The organism is Formosa sp. Hel1_31_208 (assembly GCF_900104785.1).
Lineage (GTDB): Bacteria > Bacteroidota > Bacteroidia > Flavobacteriales > Flavobacteriaceae > Psychroserpens.
The window spans coordinates 2,114,396-2,135,796 of the sequence record NZ_LT629733.1; the positions used below are offsets into that span (position 1 = coordinate 2,114,396).

The 21,401-nt window shown below is 35.4% G+C and carries 11 protein-coding genes; 4 read left to right on the forward strand and 7 right to left on the reverse strand.

The features are described from left to right. Positions 1-30: 30 nt before the first annotated feature. Positions 31-948: a winged helix-turn-helix domain-containing protein gene (locus BLT57_RS09575; protein ID WP_231928675.1), complete on the forward strand. Its 918-nt coding sequence runs from the start codon at positions 31-33 to the stop codon at positions 946-948. Here BLT57_RS09575 and BLT57_RS09580 read toward each other — a convergent pair. Then, complete coding sequence (locus BLT57_RS09580) at positions 945-1,853, reverse strand: M23 family metallopeptidase (protein ID WP_091425244.1); 909 nt, start codon at positions 1,851-1,853, stop codon at positions 945-947. The genes BLT57_RS09575 and BLT57_RS09580 overlap by 4 nt on opposite strands. A gap of 255 nt (positions 1,854-2,108) precedes the next feature. On the opposite strand from BLT57_RS09580, the gene BLT57_RS09585 reads away from it, so the two are divergent. Then, a complete protein-coding gene (locus BLT57_RS09585) occupies positions 2,109-4,229 on the forward strand; it encodes a translation factor GTPase family protein (RefSeq protein WP_091425246.1) in 2,121 nt (706 codons plus the stop codon). A 12-nt stretch (positions 4,230-4,241) separates the two neighbouring features. Beyond that, positions 4,242-4,622, forward strand: a complete 381-nt coding sequence (locus BLT57_RS09590) for a hypothetical protein (protein WP_091425247.1) — start codon at positions 4,242-4,244, stop codon at positions 4,620-4,622. 97 nt (positions 4,623-4,719) lie between these two features. On the opposite strand, the gene BLT57_RS09595 is transcribed toward BLT57_RS09590, so the two are convergent. From BLT57_RS09595 to BLT57_RS09620, 6 genes are all read right to left on the reverse strand, one after another. Beyond that, entirely contained in the window at positions 4,720-5,724 is a 1,005-nt protein-coding gene (locus BLT57_RS09595) for a type IX secretion system membrane protein PorP/SprF (RefSeq protein WP_091425249.1), read from the reverse strand. 31 nt (positions 5,725-5,755) lie between these two features. Then, positions 5,756-13,972, reverse strand: a complete 8,217-nt coding sequence (locus BLT57_RS09600; RefSeq protein WP_091425250.1) for a T9SS type B sorting domain-containing protein — start codon at positions 13,970-13,972, stop codon at positions 5,756-5,758. Positions 13,973-14,043: 71 nt separating this feature from the next. After that, the gene (locus tag BLT57_RS09605) at positions 14,044-16,557 is read right to left on the reverse strand and encodes a PorP/SprF family type IX secretion system membrane protein (protein WP_091425252.1); all 2,514 of its coding nucleotides are present in this window, start codon (positions 16,555-16,557) and stop codon (positions 14,044-14,046) included. Between the two features lies 1 nt (position 16,558). Then, the gene (locus BLT57_RS09610) at positions 16,559-18,022 is read right to left on the reverse strand and encodes a gliding motility-associated C-terminal domain-containing protein (RefSeq protein ID WP_091425254.1); all 1,464 of its coding nucleotides are present in this window, start codon (positions 18,020-18,022) and stop codon (positions 16,559-16,561) included. 67 nt (positions 18,023-18,089) lie between these two features. Continuing rightward, positions 18,090-19,403: a hypothetical protein gene (locus tag BLT57_RS09615; protein WP_091425255.1), complete on the reverse strand. Its 1,314-nt coding sequence runs from the start codon at positions 19,401-19,403 to the stop codon at positions 18,090-18,092. Between the two features lie 273 nt (positions 19,404-19,676). Beyond that, positions 19,677-20,129: a hypothetical protein gene (locus BLT57_RS09620; protein ID WP_091425256.1), complete on the reverse strand. Its 453-nt coding sequence runs from the start codon at positions 20,127-20,129 to the stop codon at positions 19,677-19,679. Between the two features lie 456 nt (positions 20,130-20,585). Here BLT57_RS09620 and BLT57_RS09625 point away from each other — a divergent pair, with 456 nt between their 5' ends. After that, positions 20,586-21,218: a hypothetical protein gene (locus BLT57_RS09625; protein ID WP_091425258.1), complete on the forward strand. Its 633-nt coding sequence runs from the start codon at positions 20,586-20,588 to the stop codon at positions 21,216-21,218. Positions 21,219-21,401: the final 183 nt, after the last annotated feature.

Below are 21,401 nucleotides of genomic sequence, written 5' to 3' on the forward strand. Positions count from 1 at the left end.
CGTGAAAAATGTCAAAAAAATGCAAAAGAAGTGTCAACAGTTGTAAATTGTCATGAAATAGTATGTTATTTACAAGATATGATGAACAAACGACAAATTTATCTATATACCGGTTTGGCTTTTTTATTCGTGTTGTCCTATATGTTGACCAGCTCAAATGAAGACCATAATGATTTATCAGAAAATGTAAAAATTGCTGTTCGAGAAGTTGGTAATCAGTTGTTACTTTATAATGAAGATAATAGCTCCTTGATTCTTCCCGTTAAAGAAGTTGCACAAGGTTCTTATGAATTGTCGTTTGAAAAATCATTATTCATATTACCAGATCAGCTTGTCAAGATTATAGATAGTACCTTCCAGAAGTCAGATTTACCCAAGAATTATCGCATTGAAGTATTGCAATGTAGTGATCAAGAAGTCGCTTATAGTTATCAAATAAAAGAAGATAAGGAAAGTACTATTATACCTTGCATGGGACGCTCACTTCCCGAGCAATGCTATACTATTGAAGTGAAGTTTTTAAACCGAGCTGCTCTAATCTCTCGGAGTCGGACGCTTATAATTGTCGCACTATTAAGCCTCACGCTTATTCTGTTAGAGTACTTTCTGCGCAAACAAAAAACTTCGAATTCACTATCGCGCAGTAGCCAACAATTTGCTAAAATAGGTAGTTTTAAATTTTATCCCGATCAGAACAAATTGGTAAAGGAAGCTACAGAAATTAGTTTGTCTAAAAAAGAATGTGAACTCTTAGCTATTTTTATTTCGCGTCCTAATGAAATTATAAAACGTGATGAACTCACAAAAAGAGTTTGGGAAGATAACGGAGTGATTGTAGGTAGAAGTTTAGATACTTACATTTCCAAATTGCGAAAGATATTAATGGCAGACACCAGTATTAAACTCACTAATGTGCATGGTGTTGGCTATAAGTTAGAAACTATTTAATTTTCAATAATGAGTTTCTGGCCAACTTTAATTACCGAGCTGCGTTTAATTGCATTAGTTCTGCATAGTGCAGCTATAGTAATATTATTGCGTCTTGATATTCTAGACAAGGTATCTCCTGGTCTTACCACATAGATGGATTGTTTTTTGATGAGACTCGCTACCGCTTCATCTTCAGATAATAATAACTGAATCTTGCTTTGACGCTTTGAATTGTGTGAGATGGGACGTGTCCATTGACGTGTTATCCAAAGTTCATTGGCTCTTACCTTGTTATCTTTTTCAAATTCAAATAGGTATTCTGGATTAATAGATACGCCTTTATAATTTACAACTAAATGCAAATGACTTCCTCTTGCATTTCCAGAAGCACCTCCTTTTCCTAAATATTGACCTTTTACAATAGAATCATTTTCTTTTACTCCGTACACCGATAAATGTGCATATACGGTTTCTAAGCCGTTATAATGTCTGAGTACAACAGTTCTTCCATGACCTTTGCTATATCTTGACATTCGAACAATTCCATCAAACATAGCAAAAAGGCTATCTCCAGTCACCAAATCTATATCAATTCCTTTATGAGCTCGTCCTCTACGCCAGCCATATCGTGATGTTATGACTTTTTCTTTACTAATAGGAGAGGCGTATGTAGAATCGGTAAATTTTAATGGTAACGGAAATGTAAGGGTTACCTCTTTATACGGATTGTAAACAGTGTGATTCCAGTGGGAAGCTTTGATATCTGGTAAAACTAGTACGTCCTCTTTTGAAATAACTTCAGTAGAATCACTTTTTACAATTAAATCAAAACCAGAAAAGTCTATCAACTTGAGCTCTGGATTCTTTTGAGCATAAAGGTTTACTGAGATGAGGATTATTAAAAAGAAAAAACGCAATGTCATATAATGAATAAAAAATACTATTTTAAAGGTCGAATTTAGAAAATAACAAGCTTAATATATGTTAATGTATTGTTAGAGTTATTACTTTAACTAAATCGATACTCCCAAATACAGCGAAATCAATACATATGTGCATTGTAATAAAACTCCAAAAAAAGATCAAAACCTAACTTTTATCATGTTTTTTCTTCCTTTTTGATAGTACCTTTAATGGTACAATATTCACGGATTATTATAACAGAAAACTAAAACTATATGAAAGTATTTGACAATAAACACATCAAAAATGTGGCATTTGTCGGTGCACATCGCTCTGGCAAAACCACATTATCTGAGACCATGCTCTTTGAGGCTGGACTAATTAATAGATGTGGCTCTGTAGAGCAACATAACACGGTATCTGATTATCACGAATTTGAGCACCAACGCGGTGCTTCTGTTTTTGCTACACCTTTGCACACCGAATGGCGTAACTATAAAATTAATATTATTGACACTCCAGGACTTGATGATTTTATTGGTGAAATTATTTCCTCGATAAAAGTTTCCGATACTATTGTAACCGTTATTAATGCCAAACATGGTGCAGATATAGGGACAGAGATCATTTGGAATTATGTCGATAAATATCACAAACCAACGTTGTTTGTAATTAATAAAATTGATAGCCAGAAAGCTGATTTTGAAAAAAGCGTTAATAGCCTAAAAGAACTTGTTGGCAATAACGCTGTACTAGTGCAGTACCCTAAAATTATTGACGGTGCCCAATGTATTATTGATGTGCTTAAAATGAAATGTTACAAATTTGGTCCTGACGGAGGTAAACCTGAAAAATTAGCGATTCCGGAAGCAGAATTAGATTATGCCAATAAGTTGCATAATGAATTGGTGGAGAAAGCCGCAGAAAATGATGAAGCCTTACTAGAATTATACTTCGAAAAAGGCACATTAAATGAAGAGGAATTACGACAGGGGATTAAAGTAGGAATGTTAAATCATGATGTATTTCCCGTGTTCTGCGTGTCGGCAATAAAAGATATGGGAACAGGACGCTTAATGGGATTTATTGATAATGTAGCACCAGCTGCTGCCGATTTAAACCCTGAGCAAACGATTGAAGGTGATGAACTAAAACCAGAATTGGATGGAGATACTAGTCTTTTCGTTTTTAAAACGATTTACCAACCAAACTTAGGCCAGCTTAATTTCTTTAAAGTGATGGCAGGTGAAGTTAATGTTAATGATAAACTCTTTAATACGAGAACAGGTGAGTCTGAAACCTTGAACCAACTCTATATTATGGACGGAAAGCAAAAGCATAGCGTTCAAAAACTAACTGTTGGCGATATTGGTGCAACAACCAAATTAAAATATACTGAAACCAATGACACTTTAGCGTCTAAAGCTGAAGCAGGAACTATTAAACCGATAAAATTTCCACAACCTCGTTTAGTGAGAGCCGTAATGGCTGAATCAACTACTGAAGAAGAAAAGCTTAGTGATGCTTTAAGACGCATTCATAGCCAAGATTTAACCGTTGATTTGAGTTATAACTCAGAAACTAAACAGACGTTAGTCGGTACCCAAGGAGAATTGCATTTAGCAACTTTAAATTGGTTATTAGAACATGTTTATGATGTTAAGGCAATTTTTGAAATTCCGAAAATTTCTTATCGTGAAACCATTCAACGTAGTGCAACGGCCAATTACAGACATAAAAAGCAGAGTGGAGGATCAGGACAATTCGGACAAGTTCATTTAAAGATTGAACCCTATTTTGAGGGCATGCCAGAACCTGAAGGCTTTTCTTTAAGAGGTAAAGAAGTCGTTGATCTGCCTTGGGAAGGTAAATTAGTTTTTTATAACTGTATTGTTGGTGGTGTGATTGATCAGCGTTATTTGCAATCCATTATGAAAGGCATATTAGAAGTCATGGAATCAGGCCCATTAACAGACTCTTATATACGAGATGTACGAGTGATGGTTTATGATGGTAAAATGCATGCTGTAGATTCTAATGACATTTCATTTAAAATTGCAGGAGCACACGCCTTTAGAGAGGCTTTTTTGAATGCTAATCCGAAATTATTAGAACCAACAGAACGAATGACACTGCGCGTTCCAGAAGCTATGGTTGGCAATGTCATGACTGAATTACAAAGTCGTCGTGCAATAATTAAAGGAATAGAAACAGAAGCACATTATCAGATATTAAAATGTACTATTCCAAGTACTGAACTATCAGATTTTTCGACACAATTACGTTCTATCACTCAAGGACGAGCTACCTACTCATCCACTTTTAAAGGTTATAGTCCTGTCCCAACACATATTCAAAAACAATTCATACAAGAACAACAAGTATTAACCGCATAAAACCTAAAAGATATGTATACTAAATTAAAATATTTGAGCGATTTAAAGTTTAATATTGAAACCTGGAGGCGCGAACTTCAGTTTCATTTTAACGAAATGGATACCTTCCAAGAGAAATTAGAAGAGATCGTAAAACATGAGCAAGACCCTTTAGCTTTAGTAAAGCTTGAAGTATTTCAAAATCGCATTATGATAGAAAAAGATGCTATTTCGAAATTGAAGCATCGTTGTCGAAATAAACTGGCAAATTTGAACAATCTCGAAGTTAATGAAAATGTTACGGGTAAATTCCAGAATGAGCAACATACTCTAAAAGAAGATATGCGCACCTATATTAAATTGCATTATGAGCTTAAAGAGGAAATGATGAATTATTTTATAGAAGTGCTCTAATTATTATAATCAACTAACTCAATCAATTGAAAACCACAAGTGCTTATAACTTGTGGTTTTCTTATTTTATAGATCCATTGAGATGATTTTTCAAGTTTTAATTCGTACCGTTATTTCTATATTTTCTCCAGCTTGTTCCTTTAGTACATGGGCAATCACTAATCCCTTGTAAGAAATCTAAACCTATAGTAATCATATGTGTACCAGAATTAAATCCTGAAAGATCATTAATTGTCAATTGATACGAATAGGCAAAATACAGTCTATTTTTCATGATTCCAGCCATTGGTCCAACGTTCAATGGTTTTAAAAACTGGTCATTCAAAAAGCGATAAGAACCTCCGATCCAGTAATAATCACCTTCTCTATTAAATTTTCGGTATTTAAAATTAATGTCTGTACTTGAGCGGTTATCACTATTAAACATTTGATAAAATATAGATGGCTCAAATTCAACTCTTTTGTTGGTTTTACTTTGAATCACATATCCTGAATACAATTGAAAATTTAAAAGCTTACTTGGTTCTATTTCGAAACCATTAAAGTTGTCAATATCCTTATCTAAGAAATTATTAGCATTAAAACTAAAGTAGAATCGATTCCATCTATATAGAAATCCAACATCAAAATTGTTGTTTGAAATCGCTCTATCATCAGTAATACTAGGGTCAACAATAGGTATTTCTTCGGTAGGCTGAAAGTTTTCTATATCAATTCTAAAGCTATTAATGTTATACGATATACCGAAAGATAAATACTGTTTTGACGTATAATCTAAGATAATATGATGGGCAAATGAAAATTTAACTCCTTTTTGACGTGTATTTCCGTTTCGGTCATTATAAAGAGATAAACCAACACCAGATTGATTTGAGATTCTAAAATCTGCATATAAGGATTGGTTGTCTGGAGCATTCTTTATACCTACCCATTGGGTGAGTCCGTTCGCTCTTATTCTGAAATTGTCGCCAATTCCGGCGTAAGTAGGTGAAATCACGAAATCATTATCTGCCAAATATTGCGTAAATACGGGTAAATTTAATTCTTGGGCATAACCGTACGAACAGATAAGAAACAGAATATATAGTGTAATTTTTTTCATTTGAATAGGTATTTATAATTCTTCGGCACAATTACCTGTAAAGGGTGAAATGTCCGACATACTCCTTATTTAAAATTGGGCTATTAGGTTTCACTACATACCAGTAATCACCAGTCGGTAGTTCGGTTCCGTTGTATCTACCATCCCAAAATTCACCTACGCGATAGGTTGCAACTTTTCGGCCATAGCGATCAAATATGTCAAATGTGAGGTTTGGAAAATCTTCAATACAGCCTGGAGCCCACGTATCTGTAGTCCCATCACCATTAGGTGTAAAATAATTTGGAATACAAGGGCCATTGATTTCAACTTCTATTGAAGCCATGGCTTGACAACCGCTACTATCTGTTACAACAATAGTATAGGTGCCTTCCGCTGTTACAATAAATATATTGGTATCACCATAATCTTCACCATTAAGTGTAAATTGATAGTCTCCAGTGCCACCTGTGACAGTCGCAATAATTTGTCCAGGTTCATCACCTGCAGTTAATACAAGTGAAAGCGGCTCAAACACATTAATATCAAAAAAGTCGGTAGTTTGAATGCATCCATTTGTATGTCTTACATCGATATAATGATCGGTTCCAGGTACGACATCTGTAAATATATTACTCACTTGAAATGGCCCACCATCTAGAGAGTAATCCAATTGAGAAAGATCTGTAATACTATCATCCACAATCACTGTAACAGTATTACTTAAGCTGTTGTTTTCACAAATATATTCAATCTCAACTATTGGGTTTATGATTACTGCTTCTGGGAATGTAATATTCCATTGTGTTTCGCAGCCCTGCGCGTCGCGAACATAAACAATATGGTCACCTCCGTTTAATCCAGTAAAATCAAATATGGTTTGTGTTGCGGTTCCAGTTGTATATGGACCATCATATTCATTTAAACTGACGCTATATGGCAAAGTTCCTCCAGAAATATCCACACTAAATTCACCATTAGCATCGCCATCGCAGGTTTCTTCAAATAAAGAATCCGGTACTATGGAAAGAATAACTTGTTCAGGATCTGTAATTGTAAAATTAAACGTGACATAACATCCTAAAACATCTTGAACAATCACATCATAAGTACCAGGAGACAGATTTTCAAATACATTAGTTTCAAAAAATTGATCCAGTTGTGGAGAAATAGCATATTTAATAATACCCGTACCACCAGTCGCATTAATTTCTAAAATACCGTCGTTATTTCCGCTACAAGTCACATTATTGACTGTAAATGTAACTTCTAATGGCGCCGTAGGTTCAGTAATCGTTATGGGTGCTGAAGTTATTAAACAATCACCACTTTCAACACTAACTACATACGTTCCTGCAACCAGTTCTGTGAATAGACCAGGACTATTTTGAGTTGCGGGAATTGTATTTCCAAACGTATCTTCTAAAGTGTAAACATAATCGGCTAAGCCTCCTTGTGCCGTTGCATTAATACTTCCTGAGTTATCACCAGCACAATTGATTGTTGGATTAGTTGAGGCTAAGTTAATCACTAAATCTGGAAGCGGATCAATAGTAATTTCGTTCGATGCATTAGCTACACATCCATTGGCATCTCTAACATAGTATTGATAGGTTCCTACGGGTACAGAAAATGTAGTTGATGAATCAAATGTACCAAGAATAGTGGTGAAATTACTATCCGCACTATAAGCATATATTCCTGTTCCACCCGAAGCGCTCAACGTTAGTGTTGATTCTACCAAACATGTTTGAGTTGTATTTGTAACTAAACTTGCTTGAATTGGTGTAGGTTCAGCAATTACGATATCTACAGATGTTAACACACATTCATTTCCATCAGAAACTGTAACGGAATAGGTTCCTGCTCCTAAATCACTAAATACATTTGAGGTTTGCGGACCTGATATACTAGTGGTTGGCAGGATTGTGTTTAAAGTATAGATATATTCTGTTCCTTGTCCACCAGTAACATTAGTAATGCTAATAGAAGCATTTTGATCTCCGAAACAAGACAATAAGCTTGAACTAGGAGAAAAAGTAGCATCGATAGGAGCTGGTTCTGTTAATATTACCGGTACTGAAACTAAACAACCTTCAGCGTCTCTAGCGGTTACAGTATAATTTCCCGCAGAAAGATTAATAAATGTATTATTTGATGAGAATGCCACAGTAGCATCGCCAGTTAATTCATATTCATAATTACCCCAGCCACCTTCAGCAAGCGCAGTAATAGTACCTTGACTATTATCACAAGTGACATTAGAGGTTTCATTAGCAATTAGAGTTAAAGCTTCAGCAGGTGATGAAATAATCACGCCAGCGGTTGCGGTACAAAAAGGACTTTCAGTTTCTGTGATAACGACAGTAAAACTACCTGCTGTTAAACCACTAACCGTAATAGGATTTGTAGATGTATTTGTATTTACAATACCAGTTACAGATGTTCCAATACTATCAAACACTTCATAATTATAAGTGCCAGTATAGCCATTAATATTGAGTTCAAAAGACCCTGTATTATCACCAAAGCATGTTACTGCCGATGGTGTTGTCGTAAAGGTAGGAGGTATCGCTTCAGGTAAAGCAATACTAACCTCTTCGGTACATGAAGTTACGGTATCTGTAATTGTAATGGTATAAAGACCAGAGGGTACTCCTGAGAATACATTTCCAGTTAAACTTATTGAAGCTGGACTTGGAGTAATACTATATGCATATGATCCTGATCCATCAGTCCCTATAATAGTTATTTCCCCGTCATCATTATTACATGTTGGCAAGCTGGTAAGATTGGCGGATAATCCAATAGGTGCTGGTATATCAATTGATACTAGATTTCCACATCCATTGGCATCTTGAATTTCTATTGTATGTATTCCTGAAAATAAGTTCGATAAGGTAAAAGGAGCAGATTGCGTTTGAAAAGTTCCGCCATCAATACTAAAACTATATGGAGGTATTCCAGCAGTATCTAATGTAACATCTATTTCAAAGTTCCCCTCAGTAACGGTACATAAATTATTTGTTAAGGCCGATATTACAGGTTCAGGATCCATCGGTAATACTACTACGGGACTTGAAACAATACACCCATAAGCATCTAATACATGAACATAATAACTTCCAGCATCAACGTTGAATGTACTTGCGCTAGCCCAAGAAGGATCGGTAGTTGGTGGTGCAACAGCTGTTGTAGTAATTTGGTAAAAGTAGGGTGCTGTACCATTTTGACCAATAGCACTTATCGCTCCTGAGTTTGTATTACAATTGGCATTTTGATCAGTAGACACAGTTAATTCGAGTTGAAATGCAGATTCTGTGATATTGAAAGGTGCTGTTACTACGCCACAACCACTGTTTGGTCCTGAAGTTTCACTAATAGAAACGAAGTAGTTTCCGAAAGGCAACGGACCCAAATCGGTTATCGCTAATGAACCTCCGGCAGGTACAGTTCCTGTTCCACTTATTCCTGTTGAAATCAAACTAAATGAATCAAATATTTCATAGGTCACGGTTGTCGGGACACCGTAAATACTGTTGACGGTAAAAGACACATTACCATCAGCACTTCCAGTACATGTTATATTATTAGAATTTAATGCACTTACCGATAATGTTGAATTGGTTGGTATTGGTGCTGTTGCAGGTTCATAATAACTACAATTTGTAGACGCATCATAAACGATAAAGGTATAGGTGACACCTGGTGTTAACCCATAGAACGTAGCCGACTGCGTTCCCGCCATGTCTTCAGGGATCCATGATCCTGGGGGATTCGGATATACTGAAATAGGTCCTTGATAAATACTAAAAAAGAAGGGTCCGGAACTACTTAACGTTGATCCAACACTAACTACTGCTTCACCACCTGAAAGACAGTCTACCGTAGATGTTATGGAAATATCTAGATCAGTAGGAGGTGAGGCTACCAATACATCTTGTATTAAGACAGAACAACCGTTAGCATCAACGACATTAATTTGATATAAACCGAAATCGACAACATCAAAACTTACAGAAGTTGATCCTGTCGCATTAAATTCTGAATTAGAATAGCTATTGGTCCCTGTTACAAAATAATTATAAGGTGCTGTTCCGCCAACTACTGAGTTTACTATTATAGAACCTTGTGAAATCCCAGCTGCAGTACAAGTAATATCGATAGTATTATAATCCACAATAATAGGGTCTGGTTCACTTATTGTAATCGATTCTGTTCCTGTACAGGAATTTGCATCAGTAATTGTAATCGTATATGTTCCTGCTGGTAACCCTGAGGTTTGTGTACCATAATTGACACCTGAAGTATCATTATTCACATTGATCAAAAACGGCGCTGTACCTACTGTTGCATCAATACTAATATCAATAGAAGCATTCGAATCCCCATTACAAAGAATTTGTTCTGCTTGAACAATAAGACTTAAATCTGGTAGTGAGATAGGGTTAACTGTAATACTGCTTGATTCTGCGATACAACCATTAGCATCAGTAATTTGAAATTGGTAGGTGCCTGCAGTTGCTGTTGTATATGTAAACGTTGATCCGGTAACGCCAAGCGGTGTATATCCTGCACCATCTATAGAGACTTCATAAGTATAAGGCGAAGTACCTGTTATGGTTCCAGATATTATAGCATCTGGAGTCACAGTACAATCTAAGCCTTCTGTAAGAACAACATTAACGGTAGGAGTTGGTATAGGATTAATGGTATACGTTTCACTGTAGACACAATTATTAGCATCTCTAACTTGAAATGTATAGGTTCCTGGCTCTAATCCAGTAAAAATGGTTGATGTTTGATATGTTGTCGCATTTGCCGCAGGTGCAATAATTTGATATTCTAGAGGTAATGTACCTCCTGTTGTTCCAGTAATAGTGATATCACTCGTGTTTGAAGGGCAATTCACTGGTGAATTGTCAAAGTTTAAATCGGTTGGAGGGTTTAATGGATCAATAATAATATCATTTGCTACAAACGTACAATCGTTCGCATCCTTAACCGTAATAGTATAAGTCCCTTCGGTTAAGCCTGTAAACGTATTACCTGTTTGAAAATTGACACCATCGATACTGTAGGTATATGCTGGGTCACCACCGGTTACACCAGTGATACTTATAGTCCCTGGAGTTGTACAGGTATAATCTGAAGTTAATTCGACGGTTCCAGAAATAGCACTATTCGCATTTATAGTAACGGTTTGTGCATCGGTAACACAAACAGAAGATCCTATGGAATATTGAATCACAACATCATAATCGCCTTCTGCTAAACCAGTGAAAACTGGAGAGTTGGAAAAGGTTGTTCCGCCATCTATACTATATTCTATACTATTCCCATTTGTTGCTGTAACATTAACTGTAATGGTTCCTGTATCTCCTGCATCAGCACAAGTGATGTCTGTTGTGGCAATTGTAAAATCGGGTTCAGGAATCGGATTCACTAGTATTGATGTGGTTGCGCTACAGTTATTAGCATCGACAACTTCAATATCATATGTACCAGGAGTCGTTACTACTATCTCTGGCACGGTTTGGAAATCTGTAGATCCATTAACAAAATAGAAATATGGAGGTGTTCCTCCCTGAGGATAAACGGTAATTTCACCATCTGTACATGTTAAAGGAATAGTAATTGCCGCGGTCACTGTTAATAATGGCGGTTCAATAATTGTAACATCTTCAGTATAAAAACACCCGTTCTCTGTTTCGATAGTTGCGGTGTAAGTTCCTGGGTTTAAATTTTCAAATATATAGGTGTTCTCTAGAATAGGTCCGACACTATTCACTAAAGTAGCACCAGTATATAATGCAAATGAATATTGCGGATCAACATCATTAGCCGCTAATTGAATACTTCCGAGATCACCATTACACAATGGTTGTAAAATGGTTGTAGTTGCTGTAAAATCGCGTTCTCTAATTTGAACATCTAGAACCGTAAACACACATGGGTTTGTTGGTACACCTATTTGTCTGATATATACAGTATAGGTTCCTGGCGTGTTAACTGTAAATACATTACTCGCTTGATAATTAACGTTATCAAGACTATATTCATAGCCTGAAGGCACATCTATTACAGTTATACTTCCTGGCGTTGTACAAATAATGTCGGTAGCAATTACAGAAGGGTCTAAAAGATTCTGATATACATTAAAATAAAATTGCACAAAACATCCACCAGTATAATTAATGGTTAATCTGAATTGCCCTGAAGTATTCGCTAAATAATCTGGTCCTGTAGCCACTTCATTCCATATACAAGAATTATCTTCATTGGCACAATCTGGATCGGTCACTGCAGCACAACTAGACTCATCCAATTGTTCCCAAATAATTGATGATGCTCCGGAAATATTAGTTTGAATGTTTCTTGAGTCATTAGCACCACAGAGAAATATATTTGGCAGTAATTTTCCGTCGTTAGGACAGGTTACTACTTCATCCGCATAAGGAATAACGGGATTTTCAATAGTTCCACCAAATAGTTCGACTACATACTCCTGAACAATTGATTGACATGGAGCAATTGCAGTATTAAATGAATAATAAGTTCCAGTTGCGTTTACTGTTATCGTTTGTGTGGTTCCAATTTCTGGAGTTCCTGTCGGACTAGTAGACCAAGAGTACGAATCATATCCATCGGCCGCAGTAAGTTCTACACTATCCCCACATAATACAATGTCTTCAGAAAACACACAATCAAGATCTGCTAGAAAGTTAGTCGCTTGAGGTGTGAATAAACAACCTGTATTACTACTAAGACTTGGGTCATCTGTAATTGCAAAATTCGGATTAAAAAACCCATTATAAGAAGCAAAGGCCTGATTACTAATAATATTAGAACACGCATCTGCAAGCTGATTACATTCGTCAACGACCTGCACTTCAATACGTATTTCATAAACAGGATCATTCTCTTCAACTAAATAATCTTCAATAGCAAAAATAATTTCTCGTGTTGTAGGATTATAACTAACAACTGAAACACCAGGAGGTAGCACTAAATCATCTGGATAATTGAAAATAATATTGATAGGAAGAATATCTCTAATTTGAAAATTAGTCGCATTATCATTTCCAGTATTCTGAAATCCAATAACATAATTTAATGAAGAACCCAATCCAACCGTTTGATCACCAATATTATTTCCGGCATCATCCTCGACAATTTTAGTGAGTACAATACTAGGTTCAATAATTTCTACAGCGAAAGCAAAGAAATAGGGGAAATAGGTATCACCACTTGTTTCCAATCTAATAATAGCAGATGTGGCATCATTAGCTATGACTGAATTCCCCGGATTGGGAATAGCCATAACACCAGTATCAAATCCTAAGGTATTTGTACTATTTGGTACTCTGTTATTAACAGGCAATGCATTAAGCTGCGTCACCGAACTATTAAAAAAGTTATTTACTGGGCGGTCAACTGTAGATAAACTCACTCCATTAAGTAATAAACGATCGCCTAAAATTGGACTATCACCTTCTAAAGTCGCAAATGCAAAGTTAGCTCTTACTGGTGCAGGGCCTGGAATTGTTCTAAATCCGTCAACAGGAATATCTAATGATGTATTATTTCCTGGGACACTTATGGCGCTAAAACCATCAAAACTAGTAATTGATTTACCTGGCAAGGTAGGATCTTCATACACTACAAAAAGAGACCATCCTGCAGATTGGCCTGTACCGTTATATGGATTAAATGTAGAGGTTTCACCTACTGCTGAGGACACATTAGCAACAGTATATGTTCCTAGGTCGGTTCCCAAAGCTGTGACTATACCCGTAACATCGGCATAACATGCGTATGAAAAACTATCACCACCATCAACAGTGGTTCCATTAGCATCATAAATAATGGTTCCCTGTATATCGTTATAACCTCCTTCAGGGCCTTTGAATCTTACATCTGTAATTGGCTCACTTCCTGGATTTACTGCACCCCAATATAATCCAGCATAAATAATACGATAACAATTCGGGTTTGGAATATCCAAATCGGCACTTGATGAACTAAAAGTAGAAGCATCACCATCGATATCAATATATTGCATATCAACATTATGGTTATAAACGGAATTATTGTTAAATGCATTATTATCGGGTCCCAGAATGTTATTACCTATAAGCACGATATCACCCTTCAAATCGTCATTAAATCTTGGTATAAAGGGTTCGTAGTTTTGGGCATAGGATTGGAGCCCTAAAAACAATAATAAAACTGTGATTGTGATTCTAGAAAAAGTAGGTTTTTTCATGATACTTATTTTTTTTAATTTCAGTTTCGAAGAGGGCAGTATCGAAAAAGAAATTGAGCCTAATTACTTATTTAATTTTCTATCTTAACGAGGGACATTTTTTCATTATATGCACTGTTTCCTTTAGATTTTAATCCTTCATTTGCTGTTTCAACACTATCAAACTTACCGTAATAGATATAGTACTTACTCGTATTTACATCATAGAAAAAGTCGATGTTAGAATTTCCTGAGGCTACTACCTTTGTAATAAATTCATTTCGCTTATTAACGTCACTATGTACGGCTAGGATCAAATAATATCCATTGTCAACATTTTGAACATTCTTTAATATCTGGATATTATTACTTTGCTCTTCACCAAAATCTAAGTCTTCTGATTTTAAAGGTTCATTAGACAATACCGTAGTTTGCTTGATATTTTCAAGTGTAGCTCGATCTTGGATATATCGTTCCTCTTCATTGTCAAATGCTGCACGTTTAATTCTACGTCTTTTTTCGAATTCAGTGGCGACTCTAATATCCTCTAATCTAATTTCTAATTGCGTACGCGCATTTGTCGCTGATAATTGTTCTGATTCTAAACGCTTAATCGCTTTTTGGTAATAGAGATATACATCATCATTGACAATAGTATCAGCTTCATACTTATCATCATATAGCTTCTTTAATCGATTAATTTCATCGTTACGAGTTTTGATGACTTCATCAAGCTCAGACTTAATAGCATTTAAAGCGTTGTTTTCTGCAGTGATACTTTTAAACGGTTTTGGTTGTACAGTAACACCTTGTTCACTTAAGTCATTTTCTGTTTTTAAGTCTTTAAGATCTTGATTTTTAATTTCAACGATATCATCAAATCGCTTTAATAAGTCATTTTGACTTGTTTTCGATTCCTCCGTTTGTTGTGTAAGATCATACATGGATTTACTTAGTGCATCTTGAGGATTTGAAATACGTTCTTCTTTTGCTTTCTCGTCTGCTATCCACTTGGCTTGGGTTTCAGCCTCTTCTTTAGCTTTTTGTTCTGCAGCACGTTGAGCTTGAGTTACAGCATCTTCCTTGGCCTTTTGTTCTGCAGCAAGTTTGGCCTGAGCTTCAGCCTCTTTTTTAGCCTTTTGTTCCTCAGCAAGTTTAGCCTGAGCTTCAGCCTCTTGTTTAGCCTTTTGTTCCGCAGCAAGTTTAGCCTGAGCTTCAGCCTCTTGTTTAGCCTTTTGTTCCGCAGCAAGTTTGGCCTGAGCTTCAGCCTCTTGTTTAGCCTTTTGTTCCGCAGCACGTTTAGCCTGAGTTTCAGCCTCTTGTTTAGCCTTTTGTTCCGCAGCAAGTTTAGCCTGAGCTTCAGCCTCTTGTTTAGCCTTTTGTTCTGCAGCACGTTTGGCCTGAGCTTCAGCCTCTTGTTTAGCCTTTTGTTCTGCTACAAGTTTAGCCTGAGTTTCAGCCTCTTGTTTAGCTTTTTGTTCTGCAGCACGTTTAGCTTGAGCCTCAGCGTCTTGTTTTGCTTTTTCATCCAACACTAACTTTGCTTGAGCATCAGCGTCTATTTGTGCTCTGGTCTCAGTAGCTAATTTGCGATTCGCTTCTGCTTGAGATTTTGATATTTTTGAAGTAGGTTGTTTTCTTTTCTTTATGGAGATTAATCCGCTAACTTCATCACCACTGCTATAATCGTAACGTTCTTTGTTTTTAAATCTGTAAGCCAGTGTGATATCATGTGATGGTCCGAAATTCGCTAAATCACCTATAGCTTTCTCAAAGTTATATTCAATAGCGATTTGTGATGTGATGTTAAGACCTAAGCCACCAGAAACTCCGTATACCGTATTATAACCAACTTGAGCCCAAATTCCTTTAGGTACTGTTAGCATGGCAATTGCCGATACAATGGTTTCTTCCTTTCTGAATTCGGATCTTAGAAGTCCTGAGAATTTACTTTCGTCAAAAAAGCCTCTTCCATTCATGTATCCTGTATACATAATGTGGGCTTGAATACTTTGCTCTGGGTTATCTTCAATGAGTGTAGAGGATTCAAAATTATATAATGCTAAATTATTTATAGAAACACCAAAATCTAAAAACACATTACCATAGTTGATTCCAGGGCTTACAGTTAGTAAGAAATTTTCTGGAATGTTTTGAAGCGATGGATCATCAAAATTAGTGATAATACTTCCGGTGTTAATACCGCTTTTATAGGCACCTACATTTAAACCAAAGGTAAGATTGCTGTCTCGATCTAATCTTGCGTTGTAGGCGAAGTTTAAAAGACCTCCAAAGGTTGTTAACACACCGTAATTTTGTTGAAACACTCCTAAACCTGCGCCAATATTTTCACCAAAACGACCAGAATAACTAGCCAAGTAGGTGAGTGGTGCATCTTCAAATTGTACCCATTCGCGCTTGTTAAAAATACTGATATATTTGGTTTGTTCTCTAACGAAACTAAAAGTTGGGTTGATGGTATAGCGATTAAATGTGAGTGAGTTTCTTACGGGTAAGTTAAGCGATACCACCCCATCATCTTCTTGAGAATAGAACATCTGTATAGAACAGAAACATAATATTAAAACAAAAAGATGTGTTTTCATATTATTTTACTATTGTTATAGACCCTTTTTTGGTCTCGTTATTAGTGGTAGTAATCACATAATAAAATACCTGATTAATACTTGAATTATTTAAAGTCGTTTCAGGCCAATTATTGAGATAATTATTGGTCTGTAGCACAATTTTGCCTCTATTAGTCATAATCATTACTTCTGTATTTGTACCACTCACATATGCTGTAGGAATCACCCAAGTATCGTTGATGCCATCACCATTCGGACTGATCACATTTGGGATATTTGCAACTTCTGGAAACGGATCTAAAGCCTCTTCAATACTAAATAGAAATTCTCGCGAACCTTCACACCCATTAGTTTCTGTAATGATCACTATATAATTGCCAAATTCAGTAGCATCATAAGTGGCCTCAGTGGCATCTGGTATTAATTGATCATTTAAATACCATTCATATTCTGGATTATTTGCAGTACTTGTTAGTGTAACCGTTACAATTTCTCCTAGTTCTATGGTATTAATATCCAAGACATTGATTTCTGCGTCAAACAACTCACTTATAAGTTCTATTGAACCCGATCCTTGACAATCTCCTAAGTCTACCTGCACTGAAAAGATTCCAGATTCATTAGTTTGATACATCTGATTGGTAGCCTCTGGAATAAAAATCCCATCTTTAAACCACTGATAACTATTTCCTCCAATGGTACTTAGAGTTGTGAGCCCTTGTTCTGGACAATACGGATTTCCTAAACTTGAAGAAATTCCGGCATTGGCTTCACCTGAAGTAACTTCGCTAATCGTAACACGATTAGAAAATGAGTTGGAAGTACAAGTGCCATAATTGGTTTCTACAAAAAAGGTGCCTTCTTCACTTACTAATAGATTGGCGCCTTCAGCGACAAATACGGAAGTCGTTGGACTTGTTTCTTTAAACCAGTTAAAGGTTAAAGAAGGATAGTTGAGAGGTGAATCATTGGATCCTGTACCAGGATTATCTATTGTTAAAAGATAACTTCCTCCTGAACAATAAGCTCCTGTAGACACTAAGTTATTAATGGTAAATGGACTATCCTGAATTTTATAGTATGCAGCAAAAGCAACTGATCCTGCGCTGGTAGCTGCTGGAGCACTACTTTTTATTCTAATTCTATAATTTTCGCCAGCGGTTGTTGTAGGTAAAGAAAAATCTAAAGTTGCAGGTGACGTTGTTATTGCTCCTGGATTTGAGGTAAATACTATTGTAGGGGTTGTAAAATCCCCGTCAGCATCAGACATTTCTATGGTAAATTGATTAGAGCTACTTAATGCGCTATCAGGAGAAAAGACAAATGTTGTACTATATGTATTAAACGACGCGCTTGCACAAGCTTGGCTAAACCCTAAGTTTGGCGAACCAATGACAATTTGAGCATTGACCTGATATTGTAAAAACAGGAAAAACAAGCATAGTCTATAAACAAGTTTATATGCAATTTTAGAAGTATACATTTAATTTGGGGCGTAATTTTTTATCCTATAAGCTAGTTATTGTTGTATGATTTTTGAGACGCGCTATTTAGTCTTCATCATCTATAAGGTCATTAGAAGCAATGATTCTATTGATTCTTAATCTATAGTCTGGTCGTTTTGAATTATTTGAATTGATAAAGGTTTCAGAATCTGGACCTTTAGAATATACGTTGTCAAAAGCTCTACTACCATACCAACTTTCTAAGTCATCGTTGTTGGAGAATCCATTTCTGTAGATGTTTCCTTTACAATTATTAAAATACGTACGGGTAAATTTTAGTTTATTGAGATTCTCGTTATCAATTTTAATTTTATCATCAAATATCACTGCTGGTTTAAAACCAGAGATCACACTTTTATCAATAATAAATGACGTATCATTTCCAATGTATATGGCTTCATTTACCAAGCCAACTTTGATATCATAATCTAAGTCATCACTGATATTCAACAAGGTTAAATTTTCGGCATTAACAAAGGTTTGATCTTTAGTTAAATCGGCATCTTCTTTGTTGTCATTAGCCGAGACATACAAGCATCTAGACACATCTGCTCCTGAAACATAAGGAGAACGAATAGCTAAAGAATTCATTATTTTACATTGTGTTCCATTGTTGAATTCGTAGTCGTTATAATTCGACTTGTAAGACACCATTCTTTCTAGTATAACGTTTCCGCCTAAAATATTAAAAGAGTTACCTTCACAATAGCTCACCATGATATTTTCAACGATTGTTTGTTGTCCGATACCCGCTAATGTTAGTCCGTTAAAATAGCCATAATCTTTGGTGCGTTTACCGGCAAATTCAATTCTCACATATCGCAATATCCCTGAATAACTATCTGGATTATTTCCGCCATAGCTAATGTTTTCAAAATTTGACGGACGTAAACCATAGTTTAATGCAGATTCATTTCCGAATTTATTAGTAGGAGCATTACCAAGAACAAAAAGTCCTCCCCAGTCTCCTGGTTTTTTAACACTTCGACTTGATGTAAAAATAATAGGATCAGTATGTGTACCGTCGGCTATTATTTTTGACCCATTACTAATCGTAAGAGATCCTTTTGTTTTAAAATCACCAATAATTACAGTTCCTGGCTCAATAGTGAGGGTGGTACTATCAGTCACAAAAACATCTCCTAGCAATAAATATACATCTCTCTTGTATAATTTGGTGTCTTGTGAAATGTTACCACTTAGGATTTGCGTAGGTGTTCCGTATTCAATTTTATTAGGTTTGAATTCGGTCCAAGGATTAAGCCAGTTGTTATAGCCAATGATTCCCTTTTCTTGCTGGGCAAAACTATTACCAAACATCATTAGTAACAGAAATGCAGTTAGAGTAATTTTTTTCATAGTGGTTAAATTCGTTTGTTAGATTAAATGGGCACTAATATATCCTACCAAACATATAAAATATACTTACGAAACGCAAATAATATCGTTGTAATACACTATTTTTTAGCACAATTAAGTTTTTTCTTACATATTATTTGTAAATATAAGCAGGTCTTCAAACCTGTATTAAATCCAAGGTTTACATCTTAAGGTTCTAAACTTTATAAAACAACAAAAACCCCAACAATTAATACTGTTGAGGTTGTCTATAAATTAAATACGTATTAGTGACTAATCTGTTTTAAAATCATTATAAGTATGTAAAGATTTGAGAGTCTCTTCATAAAACAAAATCGCAGCTATTAGGTCACGCGTATCGGAGTAGGGTAATATTTTTTTCTGAAAGGCTACTGTACTATCAAAATAGTCAACAGAAGCTTCTCTGTTTTCTTCAAGCGCTTTCTTATTGTCTTTAGTTTCTGGAATCCCAAGAGATGCCATGGTAATACCGGGTTTAGTAGCAAAAGCGATGTTTGGTAAAATGTTAACAATCACTTCAATACGTTCACTATAGAGAACAAGCAATTCTCCTTTAGTCATTTTGTTTAATTCGTTGTGATTGTGATACTTGGAAATATTGACTTTACCACTAATAATATTTACTGGATCATTCTTTTTTTGAGCGAAACCGTAGCTTACCATCAGAAAAAAAATAACGATAATTAAAGTAGGTTTTGTTTTCATTTTTAAGGTTTTTAATAGACGTTGGGGAAACAAATCTATACAATTTATTAAAAAAACCAACTAAAATTAGACTTTTTTTTAAAGTATTTCTCCATATGAAATGCATATTTCTTGGATAAACTGCTTATTTAGTGGATAAAACGCAGATTTTTACGACGAAATACTTTTTGCTTTTTAAGACAACTTATACACATTAAATCTCCATAATTTTAACATTTTTGAGGTGTCTGTTTAAATTCTTTAAGGCTCATTTTGATCAATTTAGTCATTAAAAGACATTGATTTTGACCTACAAAATGCCTTCAAATGAGTTCTAAGTGCCAGAGTAATGTTTACATTTCATCGATAAATTTTGCACTGCAAACCCATTTATCGTCAAAATCGCACATTCATATAGTTTTTAGGAGTTTACAAAATAAAACCTGCATTTTTGATTGTCTCAAAAACCTTAACCTTATGAATATCCGAATCACCTTTTTATGTTTTGCCTGTATATTTAGTATTTCCAGTATTGGTTTTACTCAGGAAACAACCGACACGTCTTCAAATCATTCTGACAATTATCTAGAACGTCATCCTATATATGACTATACAGATAATCTCTTAAGCAATACTGATACCATTCCTGATTTTGAATCAAAGCTTAATAAGCTCGTCATTTCTGGAACTGTATACCAAAGTGATGGTGTTACACCAGCTAAAGATGTTATTCTATTTATAGAACAAGCAGATGAGAATGGTGATTTCGATTTAAGAACTCGTAATGATAAGCGATATGTTCATCATAGTGGGTGGATAAAGACGAATGCTGATGGACAATATACCTTTTACACATTTGTACCAGGAGGTGACCGACGTTACAATCAGTTACAGCAATTATTTCCTGTTATCAAAGAATCGTCAAAGCCAGAATATGAACTTGAATCTTTTCTTTTTGATGAAGATCCTTTATTAACAAAGCTTTGCCGTAAAAGGATTACTAAAAAAGGGGATCCGTCACGAATCCTTAAACTTAAAAAGGAAGGGGATGTTTTTGTCGCTCAAAAGGATATCACACTAGGATCAAATATGACGTTAGCTAATAAATAATACCTCCACAGAAATACACAATTATAATCCACTGTTGTCTCTATGCAGTGGATTTTTTGGTTTTATTAATGGATGTTTTTTCACGCTTCCTGTTTTTAAATTCACATTTGGAATTGGCGATGTAATGTTTATTTAAAGTTAAATAATTACATCACATAAATATTTATAAAGTTCATTATATCA

Coding starts and splice junctions, on each gene's coding strand:
- BLT57_RS09580 (WP_091425244.1), bottom strand. CDS start 1,853: ATGACATTGCGTTTTTTCTTTTTAATAATCCTCATCTCAGTAAACCTT.
- BLT57_RS09585 (WP_091425246.1), top strand. CDS start 2,109: ATGAAAGTATTTGACAATAAACACATCAAAAATGTGGCATTTGTCGGT.
- BLT57_RS09590 (WP_091425247.1), top strand. CDS start 4,242: ATGTATACTAAATTAAAATATTTGAGCGATTTAAAGTTTAATATTGAA.
- BLT57_RS09595 (WP_091425249.1), bottom strand. CDS start 5,724: ATGAAAAAAATTACACTATATATTCTGTTTCTTATCTGTTCGTACGGT.
- BLT57_RS09600 (WP_091425250.1), bottom strand. CDS start 13,972: ATGAAAAAACCTACTTTTTCTAGAATCACAATCACAGTTTTATTATTG.
- BLT57_RS09605 (WP_091425252.1), bottom strand. CDS start 16,557: ATGAAAACACATCTTTTTGTTTTAATATTATGTTTCTGTTCTATACAG.
- BLT57_RS09610 (WP_091425254.1), bottom strand. CDS start 18,022: ATGTATACTTCTAAAATTGCATATAAACTTGTTTATAGACTATGCTTG.
- BLT57_RS09615 (WP_091425255.1), bottom strand. CDS start 19,403: ATGAAAAAAATTACTCTAACTGCATTTCTGTTACTAATGATGTTTGGT.
- BLT57_RS09620 (WP_091425256.1), bottom strand. CDS start 20,129: ATGAAAACAAAACCTACTTTAATTATCGTTATTTTTTTTCTGATGGTA.
- BLT57_RS09625 (WP_091425258.1), top strand. CDS start 20,586: ATGAATATCCGAATCACCTTTTTATGTTTTGCCTGTATATTTAGTATT.